At 42.7% G+C, this 26,146-nt stretch carries 17 protein-coding genes and 1 pseudogene; 11 read left to right on the forward strand and 7 right to left on the reverse strand.

Annotated features, from left to right (window positions below; translation table 11 throughout):
- Positions 1 to 190: 190 nt before the first annotated feature.
- Entirely contained in the window at positions 191 to 2,617 is a 2,427-nt protein-coding gene (locus ACH6CZ_RS09370) for an EAL domain-containing protein (protein ID WP_374097166.1), read from the reverse strand.
- 201 nt (positions 2,618 to 2,818) lie between these two features.
- On the opposite strand from ACH6CZ_RS09370, the gene ACH6CZ_RS09375 reads away from it, so the two are divergent.
- Positions 2,819 to 4,390, forward strand: coding sequence for a methyl-accepting chemotaxis protein (locus ACH6CZ_RS09375; protein ID WP_374097167.1), 1,572 nt, complete (start codon positions 2,819 to 2,821; stop codon positions 4,388 to 4,390).
- A 399-nt stretch (positions 4,391 to 4,789) separates the two neighbouring features.
- Entirely contained in the window at positions 4,790 to 6,658 is a 1,869-nt protein-coding gene (locus tag ACH6CZ_RS09380; RefSeq protein ID WP_374097168.1) for a S8 family peptidase, read from the forward strand.
- Between the two features lie 136 nt (positions 6,659 to 6,794).
- On the opposite strand, the gene ACH6CZ_RS09385 is transcribed toward ACH6CZ_RS09380, so the two are convergent.
- Complete coding sequence (locus ACH6CZ_RS09385; RefSeq protein WP_374097169.1) at positions 6,795 to 8,702, reverse strand: S8 family peptidase; 1,908 nt, start codon at positions 8,700 to 8,702, stop codon at positions 6,795 to 6,797.
- 315 nt (positions 8,703 to 9,017) lie between these two features.
- Between ACH6CZ_RS09385 and ACH6CZ_RS09390 the strand changes: the two genes are divergently transcribed.
- Together ACH6CZ_RS09390 and ACH6CZ_RS09395 are read left to right on the forward strand one after the other, a co-directional pair.
- The gene (locus ACH6CZ_RS09390) at positions 9,018 to 11,510 is read left to right on the forward strand and encodes a bifunctional 2',3'-cyclic-nucleotide 2'-phosphodiesterase/3'-nucleotidase (protein ID WP_374097170.1); all 2,493 of its coding nucleotides are present in this window, start codon (positions 9,018 to 9,020) and stop codon (positions 11,508 to 11,510) included.
- 536 nt (positions 11,511 to 12,046) lie between these two features.
- Positions 12,047 to 12,961, forward strand: a complete 915-nt coding sequence (locus ACH6CZ_RS09395; RefSeq protein ID WP_374097171.1) for a hypothetical protein — start codon at positions 12,047 to 12,049, stop codon at positions 12,959 to 12,961.
- Positions 12,962 to 13,107: 146 nt separating this feature from the next.
- Here the strand turns inward: ACH6CZ_RS09395 and ACH6CZ_RS09400 are convergent, their stop codons facing one another.
- Together ACH6CZ_RS09400 and ACH6CZ_RS09405 are read right to left on the reverse strand one after the other, a co-directional pair.
- Positions 13,108 to 15,231, reverse strand: a complete 2,124-nt coding sequence (locus ACH6CZ_RS09400; protein WP_374097172.1) for a 5'-nucleotidase C-terminal domain-containing protein — start codon at positions 15,229 to 15,231, stop codon at positions 13,108 to 13,110.
- Positions 15,232 to 16,277: 1,046 nt separating this feature from the next.
- Positions 16,278 to 16,489: pseudogene (locus tag ACH6CZ_RS09405) on the reverse strand (IS21 family transposase); the annotation flags it as partial.
- Positions 16,490 to 16,851: 362 nt separating this feature from the next.
- Here ACH6CZ_RS09405 and ACH6CZ_RS09410 point away from each other — a divergent pair.
- Positions 16,852 to 17,064, forward strand: a complete 213-nt coding sequence (locus ACH6CZ_RS09410) for a hypothetical protein (RefSeq protein WP_374097173.1) — start codon at positions 16,852 to 16,854, stop codon at positions 17,062 to 17,064.
- Positions 17,065 to 17,314: 250 nt separating this feature from the next.
- Positions 17,315 to 17,563, forward strand: coding sequence for a hypothetical protein (locus ACH6CZ_RS09415; protein WP_374097174.1), 249 nt, complete (start codon positions 17,315 to 17,317; stop codon positions 17,561 to 17,563).
- A gap of 541 nt (positions 17,564 to 18,104) precedes the next feature.
- On the opposite strand, the gene ACH6CZ_RS09420 is transcribed toward ACH6CZ_RS09415, so the two are convergent.
- Positions 18,105 to 19,391 carry a PQQ-dependent sugar dehydrogenase gene (locus tag ACH6CZ_RS09420; protein WP_374097175.1) on the reverse strand — a complete coding sequence of 429 codons (1,287 nt, stop codon included), beginning with the start codon at positions 19,389 to 19,391 and terminating at the stop codon, positions 18,105 to 18,107.
- Positions 19,392 to 19,648: 257 nt separating this feature from the next.
- Between ACH6CZ_RS09420 and ACH6CZ_RS09425 the strand changes: the two genes are divergently transcribed.
- The gene (locus ACH6CZ_RS09425; protein WP_374097176.1) at positions 19,649 to 20,224 is read left to right on the forward strand and encodes a hypothetical protein; all 576 of its coding nucleotides are present in this window, start codon (positions 19,649 to 19,651) and stop codon (positions 20,222 to 20,224) included.
- Positions 20,225 to 20,266: 42 nt separating this feature from the next.
- Here ACH6CZ_RS09425 and ACH6CZ_RS09430 read toward each other — a convergent pair whose 3' ends face one another.
- Positions 20,267 to 20,743 (reverse strand): sigma-70 family RNA polymerase sigma factor, encoded by a 477-nt coding sequence (locus ACH6CZ_RS09430; RefSeq protein WP_374097177.1) that lies wholly within the window; start codon positions 20,741 to 20,743, stop codon positions 20,267 to 20,269.
- 301 nt (positions 20,744 to 21,044) lie between these two features.
- Between ACH6CZ_RS09430 and ACH6CZ_RS09435 the strand changes: the two genes are divergently transcribed.
- On the forward strand, positions 21,045 to 21,626 hold the full coding sequence (locus tag ACH6CZ_RS09435) for a competence protein ComK (RefSeq protein ID WP_374097178.1): 582 nt from the start codon (positions 21,045 to 21,047) through the stop codon (positions 21,624 to 21,626).
- 98 nt (positions 21,627 to 21,724) lie between these two features.
- Here the strand turns inward: ACH6CZ_RS09435 and ACH6CZ_RS09440 are convergent, their stop codons facing one another.
- Positions 21,725 to 21,958 (reverse strand): hypothetical protein, encoded by a 234-nt coding sequence (locus ACH6CZ_RS09440; protein WP_374097179.1) that lies wholly within the window; start codon positions 21,956 to 21,958, stop codon positions 21,725 to 21,727.
- 375 nt (positions 21,959 to 22,333) lie between these two features.
- On the opposite strand from ACH6CZ_RS09440, the gene ACH6CZ_RS09445 reads away from it, so the two are divergent.
- The 3 genes from ACH6CZ_RS09445 to ACH6CZ_RS09455 all read left to right on the forward strand — a co-directional run bounded on the left by ACH6CZ_RS09445 (position 22,334) and on the right by ACH6CZ_RS09455 (position 26,119).
- Positions 22,334 to 23,410, forward strand: a complete 1,077-nt coding sequence (locus tag ACH6CZ_RS09445) for a CdaR family transcriptional regulator (protein ID WP_374097180.1) — start codon at positions 22,334 to 22,336, stop codon at positions 23,408 to 23,410.
- A gap of 149 nt (positions 23,411 to 23,559) precedes the next feature.
- Positions 23,560 to 24,672 (forward strand): glycerate kinase, encoded by a 1,113-nt coding sequence (locus ACH6CZ_RS09450; protein WP_374097181.1) that lies wholly within the window; start codon positions 23,560 to 23,562, stop codon positions 24,670 to 24,672.
- Positions 24,673 to 24,763: 91 nt separating this feature from the next.
- Positions 24,764 to 26,119 (forward strand): GntP family permease, encoded by a 1,356-nt coding sequence (locus tag ACH6CZ_RS09455; protein ID WP_374097182.1) that lies wholly within the window; start codon positions 24,764 to 24,766, stop codon positions 26,117 to 26,119.
- Positions 26,120 to 26,146 lie beyond the last annotated feature (27 nt).

The raw sequence follows: 26,146 nt of genomic DNA on the forward strand, positions 1-26,146 counted from the left end.
TAGCGCACGAAAATCTGGTGAACCGCACGCAGATCCATCAAGGTGTGTAAGTAAGGAAAAATAAAAAATAAAAAAAGAGTGATCGTAGAATAGATCACTCTTTTTTGTATAAGTTTAAGTCAGTCGATTTAGTCTAAAAAACTGAACTCCATTGAACAATACGCGATTGCGTCATTTCTGGTTAGACCCTTCAGTTACTTATTCTACCACGTTCTAAAAGTCTAACTAATTCCTGATTTGAAACAGGTGGGCTGTAGAGATAGCCTTGGTAATAAAGGGAATTACGATTTGCAAGGTAGGCCCGTTGATTTTCAGTTTCTACTCCTTCTGCGACAACTTCCATGTTTAACTCCTCAGCCATATTAATAATCATATTGACCACAATCTGATTTCTTTTATCGCTTAGCAGAGAACGGATAAATGACATATCAATTTTTAAAATGCTGAGAGGGAAGTCTTTTAAATACTGCAATGATGAATAACCGGTTCCGAAGTCATCAAGTGATAGCTTTACACCCATATCTTTTAACCTATTCAGTGTTGGAAGTGAATGGTTTACGTCCTGGATGACGGTTTCGGTTACTTCCAGCACTAACTTAGACGGAGGCATCCCAGTTTTATGGAGTACAGATCCCACCATTTCAGCAAAATCAGGCTGCTGGAATTGAACAGCTGATATATTAACTGACATGTGATCGATGATATGTCCTTCGTTTGCCCACTTCATAAATTGTATACACGCGTTTTCTAACACCCATTCTCCAATCGGGATGATTTGCTGATTTTCTTCAGCAAGCGGAATGAAGTCTCCCGGTGAGACAAATCCCAGTTCAGGACTATTCCATCTTAAGAGGGCTTCGACCCCTTTTACTTGATTCGTATGAATATAGACGAGTGGCTGATAGTAGATTTCTAATTCATGGTTCAGGATTGCATTTCTCAAGCCGTATTCCACTTTCAGCTTGTGAAGCACTTCTTCATTTAGCGCTTTTGTATAAAATTGAAACTGATTTCTGCCAAGCTCTTTTGCTTTATACATCGCCATATCAGCTTGTTTGATTAATTCTGCCGCAGTTGTCCCATCCTTAGGGAAAAGACTAATGCCAATAGATGGACTGATAAAAATTTCTGTTTGATTAATAAGGAAGGAATCTTGAAAAGCTTCTATCATTTTATTAACTTTCACACTCATCTGGTACGGGGAACAATCAGGAGAAATAATGATAAATTCGTCTCCACTTTGTCTCCCGAACAAATCTTTAGAATCTGTTAAATGATTTATTCTTTTTGCCATCAGTTTTAGTAATTCATCTCCAGTTTCATGTCCGTAGATGTCATTAATTTGTTTGAAGCGATCCATATCTATGAATGCCACAGCAACTTCAGCGTGAGCTTGATCTAAATCGTTTAAGATCCTGTCCAGTTCTTCTAACAGCATCCTCCGGTTTGGCAAATGAGTTAATGGATCCTTATATACTAATTCTTCGATTTTCTTTTGTTGCTTTACTCTATCTGTAATGTCTCTAATAATGCCTGTGAAAAACTGTTGATGGTGATCTTTAATGGAAGAAAGCGATAGTTCAATCGGAAAGATATGTCCATTTTTATGTTGACCCTCTAATTCAACTGTTTGATCAATCACTACTTTCTGTGCTGTCTCTGCATAACGTTTCATCCCTTGCTGATGGGCTTCAGCGTAGCGATCCGGCATAATCAGTGTTAAAGGCTGATTGAGGGCTTCTTCCTTCTGATAGCCAAATATTCTTTCGGCAGCACGGTTCCAGGACAATATTTTTCCTGATTGGTCAGCTGTAATGACCGCATCATTTGCTGAATAAATCAATGAACGATAGATCTTATCACTAATACTGTAGTTTCTATTAGTCTGCCGGATCTTTTGTTCAAAGAATAGTACAACAAATACAAAAGATAGAATAATAAACATGATGATTACAATTAGATAACCCAGCACATCCTGTCTGAGTCCCGTACCATTCAGAGTCATTGAATGAGCTTCGTGTTGAGTGAAAGTAGCTGAAGCCATACCGGTATAATGCATGCCTGCGATCGCAATCCCCATGATAACAGCACTGATCATTGGACCAGTCAGGGAGCTTTCTGATTGCCGGGAAAAATAAATAAAAATCTTCAGTGCTGCAAAGGATGTGACGATTGCGATCATTCCTGACAGAAATACAAGTAAGGGATTATATTCAATCATTGCGTTCATTTCCATTGCTTCCATCCCGACATAATGCATAGACAGGATACCGGCTGATATAAATAGGGCACAATAAATCAGCTGTCGGTTGCTGACTGATGGTCTGCTCAATAAAATAAAAGCCGTAGAACTCGAAAGTGCTGCAAATACAATACTCAATATTAACAGTAATGGATCATATGAAACCTCAAAGCCAGTGTGTAAAGCAAGCATAGCGACAAAATGCATACACCATATCCCAGAGCCGAATATTACACTTCCAAAGACTAATGATAAACGTTTAATCACTGTACGATCTGTTTGAGTCATACTTTTCACAATGAGCAAAGCTGCATATGAAGAAATAATGGCAATTAAGATAGAACAGATGACCAGAAAAACATTATAATGTTCCAATATTTTCTCCTCTTTACAAATTTATAGGTATTTAAAACTAATTAATAGGTGCTTTAATGTAATCTATTTTACACTATGAATAAAGATAATTGTATCTGAATGACTAAAAAATGTTGTAAACTAGTACTTTATAACGTTTGAATTTTATCGTTATAGGGCATAGATACTTGTTTGCTATTTTAAAAGGACATGGAGGATAAGATGAAGGAACATTCAAGCACCGGATTAATGATCATATTTAATGTGATCACAATTTCTATTGGATTCTTAGTATGGGGCGTGCATGCATATTTTAACTTTAATCAAACTGCTGCACAATTGTTGAGGACAAGTGCGAGATCAAATACAGATATGCTGATTTTCTATATTGTGATAGCGCTGACATTATTGTTTTTTGTTATTTCTTTATACTTTTATAAGACAGCTCGTTCTAATGCGAAATTCGGTCTGTTTGTGACACTGTCTTTAACTTTCGGATCGATGTTTATCATTGCTGCAGGAGATGGATGGGTTGAATATCATTTCTCCATATTTATGGTTATTGCTTTAATTTCTTATTTTAGTTCAGTTTCATTGATTTTATTAAGTACGGTTATTTTTGCTGTGTATCACCTGTCAGGTTATTTTCTTTATCCGCAGTTACTCTGTGGGACGGGGGATTACGCATTCGGACTATTATTGATCCATGCAATCTTTTTAATCCTGGCTTCAGCAGCGAACATTGCACTCGTTATGAATAAAAATAAAGCAGCTAAAGCTTATCAGTTAAGAGAAAAAGAAAATCAGCATTATTTTCAATTGATCGTCAGTCAACTAACAGATACTGTAGATGATATGCAGCATACTGCTAATAATATCCTTTCTGTCTCTGAAGATACAAAGAACGTAAATCAGGAAACAGCACTCAGCTTACAGGGTTGGCATACTGATTCAAATACGCTGTTACTACAAAATCAACAAGGGTTGAATGAACTTGACCACATTTCAGATATATCAGATAACCTTTATCAAAAAGGGATTGAATGGACTCAATTGACAGCACTTGCTTCTAAAGAGGTGTTATCCGGACAGGATTATTTAAACGAAACGAGTCATCATTTTGATCTGGTTACATCACTCTCAACAGAGATGGCAGATGAACTTAGCCAGTTCGAAAGGGAATTCAGTCAGATTTCAAACTTCACTACTATGATCAAGTCAATCACTGATCAAACAAATCTACTAGCCTTAAACGCCTCAATTGAAGCAGCAAGAGCTGGAGAGAGCGGCAAAGGGTTTTCAGTGGTTGCTGCAGAGGTGCGAAAACTGGCGAAGGAGTCAGAAGACACAGCAACAAAAATCGAACAAGCGATTGAAAAAGTCTTGAAAAGTGTCAGACAAATCATAGCATCATCTCAAAAAGAAAGAGATTACCTGGAGGAAAGCAGTAATAAAATTGTCCAAACAAAAGGCGCATTTGAGCAGATTCAGCAAACGTCACTGAGAATTAAAAATAATGTAGACCAGATAAATATGATATCTGAAAGGATCGTCGGCCAGGAAAAGAAGCTGAGGGATACGCTTAATCTATCAATTAAATCTGCTCATAAAGGAAATAATTTATCTCAAGAACTTGCAGCAGCCTCCGAGCAGCAGCTTGCCGGTGCCGAGGAATCAGTTGACTCATCAAAGAAAATTGAAGAGATGACAGGCAGGTTGAAAAAATTAACTGATAAAATTAATCAGTTCTCTAGACAAATTGACGAGGTAGATCTTTTAAATGAAGGGAAGTAAGAAATGGGTGATGGCATCGTGCCGTCACCCATTTGATCGTTGACTGAAGTCTGGGTCAGACCCAGACTTCAGTGCTTTGTTTCCTAAGTGCATGCAGGGCAAAGTGCCAGTTGGATTAGCACACGCAAAGTTTGTGAGTTGCAACGCAAAGTGTCTGAACCGCACGTAAATCCCGTGAATTGGAACATAAATCTCCCGAACCGCACGCACCCACCGCCGAACCGCACACATGACAGCTGTCAGCGTCATCACAGCTACCATCTCAATCCCCACATCACATGAAAATAATACTTTAGACCCAGCTAAAATGACTTATAACCTATTACCAATATGCCGATATATAAATCAGAGCATATTTGTCCCTTATTCTTTGGCGATTACATCTGAGAGAGGAAGTTCATGGATTTGAGAAAGGTTTTAATTATACTTTTAGCAGTAGTTGTGTCAGGTTTTGTGATTGAAAGTAAATATGCGGGAGCGGTCATGCCGGATGAGTATCTCCTCATCCTCGAAGAAGGTGCGGATCCTGATGTGATTATTGAAGCTGGCGGAACAGTGGACACTTATTTTGAAGAGCTTCAAACGGTTTCGGCAAGGCTTTCACAGCAGGCCTACCTTATTTTACGAAATCATCCTTCAGTAAAATTAATTGAAAGAGATACAGAAGTGGAAGTCGGTGCTCAGCGTGTGGGCTGGGAGTCATCAGCCATCAATGCCGGTGTAATGTGGGATGAGCCGCTTACCGGAAAAAATGTACGTCTTGGCATCATTGATTCAGGTATTTCACCACACTCCGATTTGAAAATTGCAGGCGGTGCCTCATTTATAGACTACACACAGTCTTTTCACGATGACCACGGGCATGGCACTCACGTAGCAGGGGTTGCTGCTGCTTTGAATAATAATTTTGGCGTACGTGGTGTTGCACCGGATGTTGAATTATATGCGTTAAAAGCATTTAGCAGTGAAGGGAAAGGGCGGCTTTCTTCATTAATTGACGCACTTCAGTGGGCAATTGATCATGAGCTGGATCTTGTTAATATGAGTCTTGGTACACAGGCAGACTCTTATACTTTAAAACTTGCGATAGAGAAAGCATCTGAAGAACTGCTGGTCGTCGCCTCAGCAGGTAATGATGGGACAGGAGCAGGTGACACGGTCGATTACCCTGCAGCTTATCCTCAAACCATCGCCGTTGCAGCAATCGATGAGAATCTAAGGCATGCATCTTTCTCATCAACAGGCCCTGCTGTAGACATTTCAGCACCGGGGGTTTCCATTGTCAGTACGTATCGAAATGGCGGTTATGCGAGAATGAGCGGTACATCAATGGCAGCTCCTTATGTGTCAGGCATGGCAGCACTTCTAATGGAAGCTTACCCGGACGCTGAACCTCATTGGATCCGTGAGCAGCTTCAGAAAAATGCTCGTGACCTGGGTGAACCCGGAAGAGATCCACTTTATGGATACGGTCTCCTGCAGGGATTTGATTCAGATTTGGCTCAACCGGCAAAAAACCCTGCCTCAGAACCTGAAAAAGCGCAGGCTGTTAATGAATCAGCGGAGTCTCCGGGATATGAACCAGCTGAAGAAACTCCGGTGACTGATCCGGTTAATGAATCACCTGCTCCGTCACCGGAAAAAGAGCCTGAACAAGTGACGGATTCACCTGAAGAAAATCCTGTAGAGGTGACAGATCCACCGGAAGAAAAACCTGCAGGAGAGCAGCCAAAAGAAATAACAGAACAACCGGCAGCTATTTTTACAGACGTTCCTGAAAAGTTCTGGGCATTTAAAGAAGTTATGAGCCTATATCAAGAAGATATACTAAACGGCTACACTGACGGCACATTCAGACCAAACAGCCCGATTCGCAGAGATCATGTCGCACTGTTACTGGAAAAATCAATTACGATGACCGATCATGCACCGTTTAAACCATTTACAGATGTTCCGGCTTCCTATCCTTTCTATGATGCCATCATGAAGGGGCAGCAGGCAGGCATCTTCCATGGAAACAGTGATGGCAGCTTTGGTCCAAAACAACTTTTAACAAGAGCGCAAATGGCGAAAATTCTCGTTACCGCTTTTGATCTGAAAGGAACAACGGATCACCCGTTCAGCGATATAGATGATAGTCACTGGGCACACGAATATATTGCAATCCTGTACCAGCACGGCATCACCGCCGGCTCGAACGGCAAATATCTTCCTGACGATCCGGTAACGAGAGCGCAATACGCAGCATTTTTATATAGAGCAAGATAAAAAGATGCAGTCTGGATTTGTTTCCAGACTGCGATTTTTAATTGCCCAAGTACATAATGGGCAATGTGTATGGATTAGCGTACGTAAATTCCGACCACCACACACAAATCTGCCAAGACCGTACACGCACCCCATATCATTCCCCGGTCAACCGCCACAAAAACACTGCATATTCTGCCCGGGTAACCGGTGCTTCAGGCTTGTATCGTCCAGCTGATCCTTCTGTTATCCCATTTTCATGTAAAATCGAAATATAATTTTCCGCCCAATGACCGGACGGAACATCGCTGAAAGGATGTCGAATGGAGCCGGATAAGTCGAACGCTTCCACCAGAATTTTTGCCATTTGTGCCCGTGTCAGCAGGGAATGAGGGTGGAAGTATCCGTTTTGACCGTGGAAAACACCAGCCTGCTGTAATTGCATAATGACAGGATAATATGAATTTGTTTCAGGTATATCAACAAATCGTCTAAGCGGTAGAACAGGCTGAAGGTGGACAGATTTTGATAACAGTAAAGCCACATGATCGCGCCGGATTGGCTGATCGGGTCGGAACGTGCCGTCGCCATAACCATTAATGACCTTGTCACTCACAAGAGACATAATTGGTTCATAAGCCCAGTGTTCAGGCGGGGTATCAGAAAATGTGAGAACCGGTGCAGCTATTTCTTTTAGGTCATCAGTCACGTTTACCGCTATTGTATAACTATGGCCCTCGAACCCGGCTGTAATGAGAGCTGATCCTTTATGATTGAAATAAACCCGCCCCTGATAAAACATAGCAATTGAAGGATCAGAAGAGGACCAGACGGCATGAGGAGTAACCTCTATGCGGCTACCATCATCAAACACAGTATATAATGAAAGTTCAGCATGCTGACCGGATACTCCATCAACATTTTCTACCCCTTCAAGCTGGATGATGTCAGGTAACGATTGTGTCAAAACATCAAACCCCTGTACCATTCCTTCTCCATATATCGGATCCCGTCCAGGCTCACCCAGATCCACTGCCTGATCAAACAGCTGCTCCCTGATCACAGTGGGGGAGGCATCCGGATCCAGCTGTTTGAAAAGAGCGGCAACACCGGTTACATGAGGGGCTGCCATGGAAGTCCCGCTCATGTGGATATAAGAGTGTGAAAGATAAGTGCTATGAATAGAAACGCCCGGTGCGACCAGATCAACTGCACCCCCGGTAGTAGAAAAATCTGCTGCCAGTAAGTCTGAACCGATTGCCCCGACTGCAATTGTCTGCGGATAAGCTGAAGGGTATCTGGGTGAGTCTGCACCTGTATTGCCGGCAGATGTGATCATGATGATGCCGGCACGGTCTGCTTTTTCAACCGCGAGTCTGAGTGCACTTGAGTCAGTCGGTGTGCTCAAGCTCAGATTGACAATATCAAGCTCATGCTCAATCGCCCAGTCAAGCGCACTGATCACTGACGATATTTGTCCAAGACCATTGCTCCTGAAAACCTTTATCGCAAAAAGCTCAGCTTCAGGTGCCACTCCTCTTATCCCAAGTTCGTTATCAAGCGCACCGATAATGCCTGCAACATGTGTCCCGTGTCCGTTATCATCCTCAAAGCTGTCTGTATCATGAACAAAAGATACCCCACCTGCTACGGACAGATCAGGATGGTCAGAAGCAATACCTGAATCTATCACACCAATCCTGATGCCTTTACCCGTAATCCCAGCTTTAGGGTACGCTTCATGCCAGATTCTCCTTGATAAAATCATCGGTAAGCCATAACCGGTCTGCTGTGAATCAAGACGCACAGTCAGATCCGGTTCAATGAAGTCTACTTCCTGCTGAAGTGCTTTCACCTGCTGATTTGTCAGGCTTGCAGAAACAATATCAAGCGCTGTAAAATGCTCAGTCACAACGCCGCCCGTATCCTCAATCACTTCAGCGTCGCCGCCATCCTCCAGAATAATCAAATAATCCTCATACCCCGCCTCCTGCTGATCGCCCCAACCACCCAGTAACAAAATAGCCGTAGTGATAAAAAGTCCAAAGCATACACGCCGAACCATACCATCTCCCCATTTCATATAAAAGATGTGAGTTTTGTTCTCTTTAAAGAACATTAAAGGTAAAAAAAATGGCAATAGATGATAAAATATGAAAAATGATCAGATAAAGCGAGCAGTTATAAAATTGTTCTTTATTAAGAATTTAATAGGATTATATAATAAATTCATATAAATGTGAATAGAGAATTTGGATCTGTCTTAACTGGCTGACCGCACGTAAACTCTGCTGAACCGCACACCCCAAACACAACGCCACACTACCAAAAACTATGCTATATTGAATACGTACCAAAAATTGAAAGGAGATGAAATGTTTTGAAGAAGTTGATTGTGGCAGGAACAGTAATGTCACTCGGACTCATAGGTGCGTTCATGACCCAGTGTGCGGACGCGGCTGAGGGTGATCAGGTGAAGCTCCGGGTAATGGAGACGACTGATACGCATACGAATTTGTTTCCGTATGATTATTACCGGGGGACAGAAAATCAAAAGGTTGGATTTTTAAAAACAGCAACTCTGATTAAAGAGGCGCGTGCCGAAGCACCGAACAATGTGCTCGTGGATAATGGAGACACGATACAGGGAACGCCTCTTGGCACGTATTTTGCAAAGGTGGAGCCTGTTGCAGAAGGGGAGGTTCATCCGGTGATTGAAGTGATGAACGCGCTCCAATATGACATGGTGACACTTGGTAATCATGAGTTCAACTATGGTCTTGAGTTCATGGAAAAAGTCTATGGTGAGGCTGATTTTGGCTATGTCAGTGCAAATACATATATGGATGATGGGGATGACAACCCGGATAATGACCAGCCCGCTTATGATCCTTACAAAATTGTTGAGAAAGCCGTCATTGATGAAAATGGTGAGGAGCAGACTATCAGGATTGGTTATATCGGCTTCGTTGCACCTCAAATCGTTCAGTGGGATAAAGCACATTTAGACGGCAAGATCGTTACAAAAGACATCGCGGAATCTGCTGAAAAGTATGTGCCGCAGATGAAGGAAGAGGGAGCGGATGTCATCATTGCCATTGCTCATACAGGCTTTGACCAGGCCGCTGTAAAAGGGGACCTCTCTGAAAATGCCGTACTGCCGCTCAGCATGGTGGAAGGGATTGATGCGATCACTTTTTCACATACACATGACATTTTCCCGGCGCCAGCTGGTGTCTCACTCGGATCCCTCTTTACCGTAAATGGGGAAGTGCCGGATTATATTGATGCTGAAAAAGGCACGATCAATGGTGTGGCTGCAGTAGAGGCAGGCTTTGGCGGCGCTTATCTTGGTGTCATTGACCTGACGCTTGAAGAAGTGAACGGTGAGTGGGAAGTCACTGATTCCCAGTCGGAAAACCGCTCCATTGCTGGTGTTGAAGCAGACGAGGAGATCGCGGCACTGGTGGAGGAAGCGCACCGGTCAACAATTGAATATACGGAGGGTAAGTTAGGTACAACGACCGCACCAATTCACAGCTACTTTGCACTCGTACAGGATGACCCATCTGTGCAGGTCGTGACAGATGCTCAAAAGTGGTACGTAGAAGAATACATCCGCCTGAATTCACCTGAATATCAGGACACACCACTGCTCTCGGCAGGTGCACCATTTAAAGCGGGCCGCAATGGCATCAATGAATATACAGATATTGAAACAGGGGACCTGACAATCCGCTCGGCAGGCGACCTCTACCTGTATGACAACACGTTAAAAGCACTGCTACTGAATGGTTCAGAAGTGCGCCAGTGGCTTGAAATGTCTGCAGGCAAATTCAATCAGATCAACCCTGATTCAACAGACGTTCAAAATCTGCTGAATCCGGACTTCCCGTCCTATAATTTTGACGTCATTGACGGCGTTACTTACCAGATTGATGTAACCCAGCCGGCGAAATACAATGCAGACGGAACGCTACACAATGCAAGCGCAAGCCGCATTGTGGATCTTGCGTATAACGGCGAACCAGTGGCAGATGACCAGGAATTCATCGTCATCACAAACAACTACCGCGCAGGCGGAGGCGGCAACTTCCCTAACCTTGCAAACGCTGAAATGATCGTGGATTCTGCTGAAGAAAACCGCCAGATCCTCATGGACTACATCACCGAAAAGGGTGAAATCAACCCATCAGCTGATATGAACTGGTCAATTGCACCGGTAAAAGAAGATGTGAAAGTATCATTCCTTTCAAGCCCGACAGCTGAAAAATATGCATCTGACCGCATCACTTACACAGGTGAGAAGAATGCAGACGGATTTGGCATATTTGAACTCAACCTGAACGCAGAAGAAACCCAGATGCCAACATTCACAGATGTACCGTCAGACCACTGGGCATATGAAGAAATCACATCTTTAGTGGAAAACGGCGTCATCTTCGGAAAGTCTGATACCATCTTTGCACCCGATGAAGACATCAACCGCATTCATTTTGTCAGTATGTTGTTAAGAGGACTCGGACTTGCAGATGAAAACACAACCAAACAGGAAATCATGCAGATTGCTTCAGATGAAAGAATTACATTTGAAAGACCAAACTATTTCCGTCCTTACGACAGCATCACACGGGCAGAAATGGCAGCATTCATGGTGCGCACATACAAATACAGCGGCGGCACCGGACAACCAGTCAAAAAAGAGCCATTCACTGATACTGGAGATCTTTACCTCCTGCAGGAAGAAATCCAGGAAGCATACGAACTCGGTCTCATCAGCGGCTACAACGATGGCAGCTACAAGCCACTTGAACGATCAAAACGTTCACACGCAGCAAGAATGATTTATGTGCTGTGGGATAAGTTGCAGTAAGCGAAGTCTGGGTCAGACCCAGACTTCGCTATAACACAAAACAACCCCGGACGGGAACCACTCCGTCCGGGGTTTACATGTTGTAGAAACGCTATGGCTTATCAACCTAAAACTTACACAGCGCTTCGCTATCATAACTTACATAGTACCCGATATCTATACTTTTAAATACCTTGTAAATAAACCATCATTTATATGTAATGTTTGACGCAAACACGTTATATTACAGCGTTTTCATTGGATAAATGTAGTAAGAAGTAGATTTCAACTGACTTTAAGCACAAATTGTCAGAGCATCAAATAGGCTGGCTAACCGAACATAACGCATCACAAACCTCCTCAATTCAAAAAAATCATCGTATTCTTTACACTTAATGCGATATTCACCATCCTGGAAAATAAAAGACAAAGATGAATAACACATTAAAATCCAATTACTTTCAAGTATTCTTCTTGCATTGGAGGAAAATATATACTAAAATTAACTGTGACTAAATAACTAGATGACACTAACGTTTCAGGAAGGGGTTTGTCATATGTCTGACGTATGGGAGCTCAATGTAAAGTTCAATGACTATCATTATAAGGTCAAGGGGAGCGAAAAAGTCGTTTCACAACATATATCTTTAGCAATGGGACATGCAAGAGATAATATACAAGTGAACGCTGATACGCTTCAATTAGAGCTTGCCATTCAAACAGATTCTCCGGATCATTTTAAAAAAATATTACCTGAAAGCATTGTTCCTTCAGAAAATAAACTGTCTGAAGCTGCATTTAATAGTGATAAAATAAAACCGTTTATTCATCAGCTTGGTACCCGGATCGAGTGGATATTTGCGCTTGGTATGGGATATTACCTGTCAGAATACATGAATGAACCGATGCTTTCAGCTGCCAACCTGAAAGATTTATACAGGATTGCGGGTATTGCGGAACCGAAAAACATTCACCTCAGTGTTAATCAGTGTGTAAAAAAAGGATACTTTAATGAAATAGGTAAAGTAGAAAAAGTAAAAACATACATCATCAGCGATGCCGGAAAACAATTCATAGAAAAACAGATTAAAGCTGAAAAGCCTGCTTTTGATGAACTGACCTACGAATCGGACGCTCAAAAGAACGAGATTTTGAGATTCATCCAGCATTTGTCTGATGAAGAGATAAATACATTAAAGCTTCAGGGGGATATGAGTCAGCGGATCCTTCTCATGATGTATATGCTAAAAATTAAAACACTACATGCGCCCATCCGTCCTAACTTTGTCTACATTCTGATGATTAAGCTTTTTGGATACGAAGGACTCAAACGTTCAGTACACCTAGGTCTCAGCAGAACCAGACCAATGACCCGAAAATTAAAAATCAACAACCAGGTTCACTACGAACTCACGCCAGAAGGTGAACAATACGCAGCTGAACTGTACGAAAAAACATGCTCCTCCGTGTAGAAGTGCATGTTTTTTTATATCAGCAGCGAAGTGAGGGTCAGACCCAGACTGCGCTTTTGCGCAGTCTGGGTCTGACCCTCACTTCGCCCATCACCCATCCACCAAATAAAAAAGCCGGAACATAATGTCCCGGCTTCATCAAGCTATTACTCTGCATTCACATCCGTAATACGGCCTTCAGTTGCATAATTCACTTCACCAAGTGACTCAAGGTATTCAATGAATAGTTCATAGTCAGCGAATCCTGGCTCACTCACGCGGTTGTCGTTATATGCCGCTTCAAGTGCTTCAAATCCGTCTCCGCCTTCAGCAGTGAATTTGTTTGTTGCAACAAAGTAAGACTCATTCACATCAAGTGCTACATACTCACCGTCTACCATTACTTCAGCAGATACAACGCGCTCACCAGCTGGCTGGCTGCTATCATATTCAAACTTCATTCCTGCAACGTGTAAGAATGCACCGCTTGCGTTAGGTGCGTCTTTTACACTATGCTCAAGTGTTTCAAGAATTTCAGCGCCAGTCAGGTTCATGATGACAAGGTTGTTTCCGAACGGAAGAACTGTTAACACTTCACCAACTGTGATATCACCAGCGTCAATTGAAGCACGGATACCGCCGCCATTTTGAAGCGCGATCACTGTATCTGGATTCACCGTCTTTGCTTTAGCCAGCATACCGTCAGTAATCAGGTTACCAAGGTTTGTTTCGCCGGTACGAACGTTTTCACGTACACCGTTAAGCTCAGTTACTGTTTCAACACCAGTAGACTGCTGCTTAAGTTCTTCAACGCCTTGAGCATAAGGTGCAAGCTTAGCTGCAGCTTCAGCATCAGGTGCATATAGCTCAACATCAATTAACTGACCTGCATACATCTCAATCACACCATCTTCATCAAAGTCAACGTTTAGTGTACCAACTGTATCACCATTACCACCTGTCTGAACGATAAGTGTTGGTGCGTCGCCTTCTTCCACAATGATCGGCTCATCAAGTGCAATGTGTGTATGACCTCCGACGATTACGTCAATGCCATCAACCATTTCAGCAAGTTCAATGTCATTGTCATAGTCAAGGCTGTCATTGTATCCAAGGTGAGTCAGTGCCACGATACGGTTAACACCCATGTCTTCAAGTGCATCAACAGTCGCCTGTGAGCGCTCGATATACTCTTCGAAAATAACTGCTTCCGGACTTGAAATATCAGCAGTTTCTTCAGTCGTCAGACCGAAAATACCTACTTTCTCGCCGTTCACTTCTTTAATGACTGCATCATAGATCATGCCGTCTTCTGCTTCATCTGTAATTGTGCGTGACTGAAGCCCGTCGAAGCGCTCATCACCGGAGAAGTCAACGTTTGTACCGACAAATGGGAACTCAGCGTTTGTTACGAAGTTTTGAAGCGCACGGTGCCCGTCAACGCCGGAACCATTATCGAATTCATGGTTTCCGAAAGTTACAGCGTCATAGCCCATATGATTCATGAAATCAAGCTCTGCTGATCCTTGGAACTGCTGCCAGTAAAGTGTACCAGTCAGATAGTCACCAGCATCCACAAGCAGTGAGTTCGGCTGCATCATACGCTGCTGCTGAATCACAGTTGCACGCTGAGGCGCTTCATCAAGACTAGAGTGAATATCGTTTGTATGAATGAGTGTCAGGTCCCAGTCAGCGCTTGAGAAGAATGCGTTATGTAAAAGAATCGCATAGTCACCGCGTTTTGCCTGGCTATTCACACCGAACTGAGTTTCGTTAATTCCTGCAGTAATGTCCCATTCAACAAGTGCACTGACTGCATCCTGATAGCGCTCATTGACATCAGTGAAATAAGCATCACCAGAACCGCCAAGATTGAATGCATTTGCAAGCCAGATCGCAATCTCGCCTCGTGTTACCAAGTCATTAGAACCAAACTGAGTTTCAGACTTACCATTCGTCACACCAGCTGCTTTCAGTGCATTCACAGCACCAACCGCACGAGCAGGGACATCTGTGAAGCCTGAATCTTCAGCACCTTCAGTATCAAGCTTTAACGCTTTCGCTAAAAGAACTGCAGCATCCACACGCTTAATCGACTGGCTTACGCCGAATTGTGTATCAGATACGCCGTTTGTTGCGCCGCTCTCAACCAGAAATGATACCGCTTCCATATAACGCTCGCTGACATCTGTGAACTGATGATCATCTGCAGACGCTACAGGTGCCACAACACTCGCAACCATCGCAGCTGTCACAGCACCAGTAGCAAACTTACCGTAAGACTTCTTCATTCATAACACTCCTTCTTCTAAATAGTTTTCCAGGCACACAGCCTTCTTCTATTATATCAAACTGAGACAATAGAATTATAAAAATATTAAAATTATTACGGGGTTTACAAATTTACAACTAGTTAATGGAAGAGTCAATATAAATTGTTTCAACTATACTTATAAGGTTATATACTGGTTATTGCTCATTCGGAGAAAAATGCTGAGAACATGGAACAATTTATGAAAATGCATTATCTGATTATGAAAAGCGCATTGAGACAAGTAACTCCGTTTTCTTTAGATATTACAATTGGAAAAAATAAAAAAACTTTTTAAACAGCTACTAGAATCAAATCTTATTCATTTTGTTGCCGGTGATCTACATAATATAAATACAAGAAGATTTAGTCTCATAAATTCATATAACAGACTAGATAATGAACATGCAAAATAATTAAAAGAAATTCAGTGATCACAGTTAAAGACAAATTCTTTTACAAAGAAGTGTCAGTGCAAGTAAAGGGTAAAAAACTATTAGGGCTGATATAAATGTTCAGTCATATAGTTCCCTATACAAAGAGGTAATTAATTTAACTAGAATGGGTTTTATAATTTTCAGTTCAATACTCTTAAGCATTTTGACGTGAATAGCAGTACCTTCCCAGCAATATGGGGCTGTTCTTCAGCGGAGCCTTTGAGAAAATCGTCGTACGGGACCCTGAGGGAAATGAACTATACAGTCATGCTCGGCTTTCTAGCTGTCAGATGTATCGCAAGTATTCCGACCATCAAAGGTTTGTTAAAACGTTTATAAGACGACTTATTATTTCACTTGAATCGTGTTTATTACCTCTGTTCATATTTCATCTAAAGAATTCTTCTCAAGAGTGATTTGAAAATTGTTGGGTTTAGATGTACTTGATCAGAAAAAAGACTCACGATAAGGTATTCGATTTAATTTCTTTTTCAGCGTGTGACTAAGTGTCAGAGAAAGAGGAAAACCAAAGTTGAAATAAACACTGTTTGTCACAAATAATCTTACACTCCTATGTCAAAAACAATTATAGCCAATTATGGGTCTGAGCACTGCTTAGGTAGGGATACTCTTCTAGCCAAGCCAGTATCCAGTCTATAAAGTGATCTAGTTTTCTCTTCTTTCCTGAAGGTTGTTCAGTATAGCCTTTGCTTCATCGAATGTCATTTCTAATTACTTATAGACAGTCGGTCTTGAGATCATAAGCTCCTTAGGAATTTGTGCTTATTTAAACTTTCTCAGATGTAATCCCTAAATCTTAATATATAACACTAACTTCTCCTCCAAAATACAAACCTCCAATAAAATAACCTGACGATCTATTTTACTAAAGTGCGAGGTTGATTGAGCAAAAGTGTCAACTTTATTCTAGCGTTTACGTCTGCTCCAAACACAATTCTGACAATTCAAGTCAATTGCATAAGTGAAAATCACAAATGAGTGATGAATTGATTCCATGGTTATTTGTAAGTGTAAAAAATCCATAAATGTTTCAGGACAAGGAGTTTTGAAGGAGAACCGGTAAAAGCACAACTGACGCAACCGGCTTCAACGGAGGAAGTCCAATCCGGCTCGCAGACCTTCCAGTCATCACAGGACTCCAGGTGACGATGTTCTCAGCCATTGCCATAATTGGAGGCACTAAGCTTTATAAAAAAGGTGTCATTGATTTCCTTGGTGCACTCGGACTGAACGTAGCTGTAGACTTCGTTCTGCGTCAGGCAGCAAAACAGCTCTTAAAAATCATCCCTATCGCCGGTAACATTGTATCCGACGCTATCGCAACAGCCAGACCTATGCATTGGCAGAAGCGTTGATTGCTTACTTTATTGAAGGTAAGTCTATAGATTATATGAAAGAGACATATGATGATACTTTTGAAGAGAAGAAGAAAGAAGAGTGATAGAAATTTAGAGGAGGTGAAGGTATTTCGTAGAAAAATACCTTCACCTCTTTTTTCAATTCGTGAACACATAATTAAAAAATTATTATTATTATTTGTAAAATAGTAGTATAATAGTCTTTGGTTATATGTACTTATAAAATATAAAGAAGGGAGAGATATATATGAAGAATCCTGGTGTATCTGCATTATTAAGCTTCTTTTGGACTGGTCTGGGGCAGATTTATAATGGACATATCATGAAAGGGATTTTGATGATTGTGATTCAGGTCATTAATGCACTTATGTTTTTTATCATTATTGGTTTTATTACTTATCCGATCGTCTGGGTCTGGGGAATTTATGACGCCTACAAAAGCGCAGAAAGAATCAACCAGCAAAGCACAGCAGTTAATCAAGCCTCTTCATTGTGAACATTGTTCTTCATACTAAATCCTCACTCTGATTTCTTACTATATAAATAAGATGCAGAATGAGGATTTTCTATTACAAAAAGAATTTGTTCTTAGATGTTCAATGATACAAACTTCTCAGTCAACCTTGTATGTTAACGCCTCAGGCAGAATGTCTTAAAACCAAAATGAAATCTCCGTCTCTTTACCCAGTTTACTCCTAAAATCAAGTCCTCTGCTGAACGCTTTTATCAGTCGTTTGTTTGTGTTGGTTTAATTTTATGTCCTTATGTTGAAAACAACTCTACACGATTCTGACAATTCACTACAATTTTCCTAAGGGAGATTTTTACAAATGATGAAACTGTTTTTGTTGTAAGGTTACAGTTAGGCGGTTGATCCAGTATTGTCATCTTTTTGATCCTGCAATGTCAACAACATGACCAGCTTTTGCCACGTTGAAACGTCTACAGTTATGAGATTGGTATGTTGATCTTCCAGTGATTTGTAACAAATAAGTGAAATGAATTGTGTGAAAGTTATGCCTGACATAGGGTCCTGCTCAATCCGCTGCAGTAACCCTATAAACCTTACCACCATCAGTGCTTGCAATCAGCGCCCCATCCTCCGTTACAAGAATGTCACGGAAACGCTCGCCTTCATCAGTTAACAGGCGTTCTTCTCCAACAATGATGTCATCTTCAATCACGACACGTACAACATAGTTCGGCATAAGACCACCGATAAACAGGTTGTTTTCCCACTCAGGAATTGCGTCGTTGTCATAGAATGACATCCCACTTGGTGCACTGGTTGGATCCCAATAATAGACCGGTTCAACAAAGCCTTGAGACTCGTGTTCTGCAATACCATCGTTGATTAGTTCACCAGAATACTCGATACCATACGAAACAATTGGCCATCCATAGTTAGAACCTGGTTCGATAATGTTGAGTTCATCCCCAGCTTGCGGACCGAATTCAACAATCCACAGGTCTCCTGTTGCGGGGTTGAAGTCCACTCCTTGAATATTACGGTGACCGTAGCTGTAAATACCATCCAGTGCATCTTCATCTTCCACAAATGGATTCGACTCTACTGGTTCCCCGTCTTGTGTGATGTGAATGACTTTTCCTAAGTAAGCGTCCAGGTCTTGTGCACGTTCGCGAATCGGAACATCGGAACGTTCTCCAGTCGTTAAGAATAGGTTACCATCCTCATCAAAGATAATACGTCCGCCATAGTGTAAGGTGCCATCATATGCAGGTGTTGCCTGGAAAATCACTTCAAAATCCTCAAGCGAGGCTTCATCTTCTGATAAAACACCTTTACCGACAGCAGTTACCGTACCACCTTCCAGGTCTTGAGAAAACGTCAGAAATACGGTTCTTGATTCCTCAAAATCAGGTGCAATGGTGACATCCAGTAAACCACCCTGATCTTCGTTATTTACTTCCGGTGTCCCTTCGATTGGATCTGATACAGAACCATCTTCAAGGTTTACAATCAGCAGCTCTGCTGAATCTCTCTGCGTAACAAGTAAACGGTTTGGTTCAAACTCTTCCATACCCCATGACACGCCAAGCCCCTCGGCAACAACTTCCACATCAAGCTCTGTTTCAGTTTCTACCTCAGGTGCTCTTGTTTGTTCCGGAAATGCTGGTTCAAACTCAGTCACTTTTGGCTCAGTTTCTGCACTTTCATTTGCACTGTCATCAGCGCTTTCTTCTGTTACAGTACCCGAATCATCAGATGATGCTTCATCTGAAGGCTCATCACTGCTGCATGCTGCCAATACAAGGATCAGACTTGTAGAGAACATGAATCTAGACCACGAAACCTTTGTCATCTTTTTTCCTCCTTGTTTTTAAAATATTAAACTGCATATAGACCAAAACACAGACCCCCGAAACCCGGCAGCGGAAATTGGTTAAGACTTTCATATCGCAGTTAAATACTTCGTTGTATATATACTTTTCCCTAAAAATTATTCTAGAAAACCAATTTAATCAATTTCATGCATGCAGTAAGGGTCAGACCCTCACTGCTTTCTGACGAATCAATAAATGCTATAATAAGGTATCTAAACCATCAGGAGGAATTCACGTGTCTAAGGTTCCACTTATACTAGGTCTCGCTAAAAAACATGGACCGGATATTATCAAATATTCTAAGACTCTCGCAAACGAATTGCCTGGCATGATTAACAAAACAAATGAAATTAAAGAATCTAGAGAAAAAAATAAACAGATTAACATGCATCCCCGTAAGAAACTTTTAGAAAACTATCAACTGACATTTCTGCCTGAACTAGATAAGAAAAATAGAAGTGAACTCATTCATGCAAGATTAGAGGTTAATCAGAATATCAAACAAATTAAAGAAGAGCAGCAGAAAGAAGCGTTAGTAAAAAAGGTGTTACGTAATAGTAAGGAAATAATCAGGTGGAAAAACCTGCTTGCACAAATTAATGATAAGATAGCTATTAAAGATTTAGAGGAATATCGCAGATTATATAATCATCCGGACCACACCAGTGATTATTTTGACGGGTTTCAAACACATATTGATAAATATAAAAGACTGCTTCAAGAAGAAAATGGAGAAAAAATCATTGCATTTTTACACGAGCAAACCGGGATCAGCAGAGAAGAGATTAAGAGGGAATTTTTGTTTGATTAAAATGAACAGCGCAGTCAGGGTCAGACCCTCACTGCGCTGTTTTCACTCCCGTTCTTCCCGCAACCGCTCCACAGCCCCCTTCTTCCACTTCTTAACAGCACTCATACTCACCCCGTGCCTCTCTGCAATCTCACTCACTTTCATATCATCCACAAACGTATGCCAAAACCACTTTTTCTGATGCGCGGTCAGCCCTTGTGCGTAAGGTGCAAGCATATCAATCTCAAGCAGTTTGTCCTCTGTCATTTCCATATTCATCTGCCAATATTCATCAGATTTCACCGTTTCTCGCTCCAGCAGCTTATTCTGCTTTCGCATCAGATCCAGCATTCCGCCGCGGATGTACTGGTAGGCAAAAGGTGCAAAATCGCCATTTTCCTCCTGAAATTTCTCAGAGGCCTTCCACAACGAAATCCGTCCTTCCTGCAGATAAAGATCGTGATCCCTCGTCACATGCAGCTTCTTCATCATATGAAAAATCATCGGTTCAAACTGTTCATAGCGTTCTTCAAAAGTCATTTCATTTTCTCCATTATGGAGACGCGTCTGCCGTGTATTCCCTGGGTTAGTTGTAGTCTACTAATCAAGTGTAAAATAGGCGAAACGGCGTTTGTGACGTTTGTGGATGGGAAATCGACGAATAATGCCGAAGTTACAATCGAAAGAAACGGGAAATACCGTAAAAGCGCAAAATGTATCTTTTTGAGCGAAGTCTGGGTCAGACCCAGACTTCGCAATACAGTGACTTTCAGCATAATAAATAACTTATATTTACTAAAAAGTAAAAATATTTAAAATAGATGAAGGGTTTTTAGAAAATATGTCGAATAAACAGGTAACGACACTTCTTAGGGATACTTCACGACGCGTTAATAAACGTTTTGGCAGAGGCCGAACAGAGGAGAAATGGATGAAAGAAAACCAAGCAGACTATAAAATTAATACTTCAACAATGGCGATCAGATGCGCCAGACACCTCGAGTTTCAGACACATATTATTGAAAAAGACAGAACAATTTACTCGAAACTACCCTCATTAAAACTGGTGGAATACGCCTGTATTATGGGTGGCAGCACCTACAAGGGCAGACAGGATTCCGTCAGATACAAATTCAGCATTCATAGTAAAATTCCCATCTTAATTAATCATCACGATGAAATCATATTTTTCCCGACACACTCACCAGCACACATCGATAACACCTGGATTTCACTTGAGCACTATCATAAAGCTCACGAACACACGGAACGCGGTAAATCATTCGTGGAATTTACTAACGGAGACCGAATTACCATACATTGCTCACTCAAAACTCTTCGCAAACAACACCAGCGTGCATCTGCATTGATGTTACAGGAACTGCATTATCCGAAGAAGCGGATGGTGTTTAGGGTGGAGTGAGGCAGATGCTTGGGACGGAGGTCAAAGCGTCATGAAATGATACTTTAACCTCTGTCCCGGCAGTGAAGTGCAGTCAGAGTCACCCCTGCATGCATGATTTACTTCTTTTCAATGATCACAAGCGAGGCAAAACCATGATCAGATTGAGAATCGTGCTGTGAAAAGGAATCACTTGTTGAATTCGCGTAGCCGAATCCAAATCCGAACGCGCCCATAGGAGAAACGTTAACGATCTCGTAACCCTCAGTAAAATACTTATTTAATTGATCGGTTGTATCTGTCCAAGTACCTTTTTTATCCCAGTATCCATTCACAATCAGTGACTTTTGCATATTCATCCTCCTAGATATAACTCTTTTAGTAACATTAATAATATCGGCCTGCCTTATTATGATTATAGATGCAGGAATAAATAAATAAATCTTCTACTGGCTCTGCATGGTAGGAAAACCAATTTATATAGGGTCTTTTCTCTGCATTGATGTTAGTTAGTTTTGATCGTCCTGCTGTATTTGGTGTGACATGCGATTTCCCGTCTTAACCAATCTGACGTGGTAGATAAGCAGTGAAGTCTGGATCAATATGACTAATGGTTCTAATAAAGCTTTAGACGGGGGGTGAAATTAACATGTAATGACACTTTCACCTCCGTCCCCCCTGTGTTACGCTACCCCTAATAAAATCCATCCCTTTTAAGGAGCACCCACATGAAACTCACACAAAACCTTGCAACAGAAATCATTGACCGGCTCACGCCATACATACAGGTACCAATGAACCTGATGGATCTCTCCGGCAGAATTGTGGCAAGCTCTGATCCTGACCGCCACATGCAGGTGCATCAGGGAGCCATTGCTGTGATGGAGCGTGGGAAGGATGTAGTCATAAATGAAGGGAACCTGCACGAATTTCCCGGGACGAAAAAAGGAGTCAACCTGCCGATCATCCACCGCGGTCAGATGGCCGGCGTGGTCGGGCTGACGGGTGAGCCAGATGAAATTATGCAGGCTGCCGGCGTGACGAAAGCGTCTGTTGAGATTGCGCTTGAACAAATTTATATTCAGCGCCAGGCATTTTATCAGGAGCGGCAGTGGGAAAACTGGCTGCATCAGCTTTTGCACCCGCGAGAGATTGATGAAGCGTATCTTGCTGAAGAAGCGCGTTACACGCTGAACGCAAGAATGGAAGGGACCTGGCGCGTGCTTGTGATTCAGTCCGACCAGGTCCTTTCTGATAAAGTTGGACAGCTGCAGACAGTGCTGGACCAGTCAAATGCGGATCCTCTTTTTTCTGTGATGTACAGGGAAACTGAATTCATTATCGCGTTTCCTGCCGATCAGCAACCATCGGCTTTTGCAGAAAAAATCCTGCAGCAAACGCAGCTGCAGATTGGTATTGGCGAGTCTCATCAAGGCATCCCGGGCCTTCGCACATCTTACTTTGAAGCAAAACAGGCGATCAAATTTGCAGGCAAAGGCACCATTGCTAAAAGCAGCGACTGGGAACCTGAGCGGTTGATCGATGCAATCCCTGACGATGTCTACAGAGCAATTGCACTTCCTTATCAAAAAAAGCTTGAGGCACTTGGGCCAGTGTACATATCCACACTTAAAGAACTGCTCGAACACAATATCAAAATCAAAGAAACAGCAGAGGCTCTCCACATTCACCGTAATACACTTGGCTACCGTCTTACACAGATAGAAGAGAAAACTGGGCTGTCACCTGGTAACTTAAAAGATACCATCCTGTTTGCCATCATTCTTCAACATATCGACCATTGAGTTGTGCACGTGCACAACTTTTTCTGTTTTATTGACAGAAAATTTCGTCTCATTCGCCAATTGTAAGCGTATTCATTTTCCTGTTGAATGGAAGAAGGGAAATAATAGCGGGCAGCAGGGAATAAGCGTGCTGCCTAAAGGAGGAACCAATGAAAGTTGTCATTGCACCCGATTCATTTAAAGGAAGTATATCCGCAGAAAGAGCCGCAGCAGTCATCAGTCGCTCGGTAAAAGCTATTCACCCCAATGCTAAAGTAGTGCTGAAGCCTATGGCAGATGGAGGCGAAGGGACACTGGATGCACTGCTCGCTGCAACGGATGGAGAGAAGGTTCCATTTATCTGCCGTGGTCCACTCGGTGAAACGAGGGAGAGCTTTTATCTGAAGCTGCGAGACGGTACAGCGGTCATTGAAGGCGCTGAGATATCTGGACTTCCGCTTGTGCCTGAGGCGATGCGCAATCCTGACAACACTACGTCCTATGGAATAGGAGAAGCGATCAGTCATGCTGTCGGGAACGGTGCGACGTCTATTCTAATCGGTCTTGGCGGCAGCTCTTCCAACGACGGCGGTCTTGGCATGCTGCAAGCACTTGGGGTAAAAGCTTTTGACGAAGCAGGCATTGAGCTACCGGCAGCCGGTTCATCACTGCTGCATGTGTCATCGCTTGATTTTAGCAAAATTAATCCCGGTCTAAAAGGAGTGAAGATCCGCGTTGCCTGTGATGTAGATAATCCACTCACCGGACAGCGCGGCGCGACCGCTGTCTACGGTCCACAAAAAGGTGCCACACCTGAACAGATTCTTCGTTACGACGAAGCGATGAACCGTTACGGGAATCTCGTTGAAGCATCTACCGGCAGCAAGTTGATGGTAACACCCGGTGCCGGTGCAGCCGGCGGACTTGGTTTTGCGCTGCTCAGTATTGGGGCGTCGCTCGTGTCTGGTGCTGAACTGATTGCAGATGCGATTGGGCTCGAGAATGTTATCGCAGGAGCTGACCTTGTCATCACCGGAGAAGGGCAGAGCGATGAGCAAACGCTGTACGGCAAAGCGCCGGGTCAAGTCGCGAACATCGCCAGCACACATCGTGTTCCAGTCGTCCTGATTTCAGGGAGTCTGGCAGGGGATCTCACTAAACTAAATGAACAATTTACAGCTTGTTTTTCAATCATTCCAGGCGTTATGCCGCTTGAAGAATGTATGCGGAGGGCGGAGGAGTTGCTTTATGATACGGCTTCGCAGGTGATGAGGCTGGTGTGAGTGAGCGAAGTCTGGGTCAGACCCAGACTTCGCTCCCGGGACAGACCCAAACTTCACTTGCCGCACCACAACAAAGGGGAGGAATTTCTACATGGAAGGTATAGGATTAATATTCGTTATTACATTAGGGGTATTGTTTGTCATTTTCGCAACGGCAAAACTGAAGCTTCATCCATTTCTGTCACTGTTAATTGCAGCGTTTGGTATCGGGATTGTAGCCGGACTGCCGCTTGCAACGGTTGTTGAAGCGGTCAATGGCGGCTTTGGCGGCTTGATGGGCGGAATTGGTCTCGTCATTGTATTCGGAACGATTATCGGCGTCATTTTAGAAAAATCAGGTGCTGCGCTTAGAATGGCAGAAGTCGTACTTCGTCTTGTTGGCGAAAAGCGTCCGCAGCTTGCCATGAGTCTGATCGGAAGCATCGTCAGTATTCCGGTATTCTGTGATTCAGGGTACGTTATTTTAGCGTCACTGAAAAAGGCTTTGGCAAGACGTGCTAAAGTGACAGTCGCTTCCATGGCGATCGCACTTTCTACAGGCCTATTTGCGACACACACGCTTGTACCGCCAACACCGGGACCGATCGCGGCTGCAGGTAACATTGGTGCTGAAAGTTATCTCGGCACAATTATTCTGATCGGTGTAATTGTCGCTATTCCAGCAATTATTGCAGGTTATCTGTGGGCGATTAAAGTTGGTACAAAGATTCACATTGAAGGGGAAGATGATCACGATTTCGATTACGATGCGATTGTAAAAGAATTCGGTGAAATGCCTTCTACTTTTAAATCATTTGCACCCATTCTTGTACCGATCCTGCTGATCGGCTTCGCATCTGTCATTACATTTGCAGGCTGGGAAGGCACGATTTTTAACATATTCCTCTTCCTCGGTGCACCAGTTGTAGCACTGTTAATGGGCGTATTATGCGCCTTTGCACTTTTACCAAAATATGACGAAGAAACGCTCACACAATGGATCGGAATCGGCATTAAAGAAGCCGCTCCAATTCTTTTAATCACTGGAGCAGGTGGGGCATTCGGCTCTGTGATTAAAGCAACGCCGGTCGCAGCATTTATTGAAGGATTCGCTGCAAACGATGTCTTTACAGGTGCGATGTTTGTCTTCATCCCGTTCCTGATCGCTGCAGCACTGAAAACCGCTCAAGGGTCATCAACAGCAGCGCTCGTCATCACATCATCACTCATCGCACCGCTCCTTGGTCAAATGGGTATCGAAGGCGCACTGCCACTCGCATTAGTGGTCATGTCAGTCGGAGCAGGGGCCATGGTCGTCTCACACGTCAACGACAGCTACTTTTGGGTTGTTAAAGAATTCAGTGGGATGACTGTTACACAGGCTTATAAAGCGCAGACCGCCGCTACGCTGGTACAGGGATTGACAGCGATTGTTGTGACGTTCGTATTGTGGATTGTGTTTGTATAATTGGAAGCGAAGTTTGGGAGAGTGACA

The sequence above is a fragment of the Jeotgalibacillus sp. JSM ZJ347 genome, assembly GCF_044383825.1.
Taxonomy (GTDB): Bacteria; Bacillota; Bacilli; order Bacillales; family Jeotgalibacillaceae; genus Jeotgalibacillus.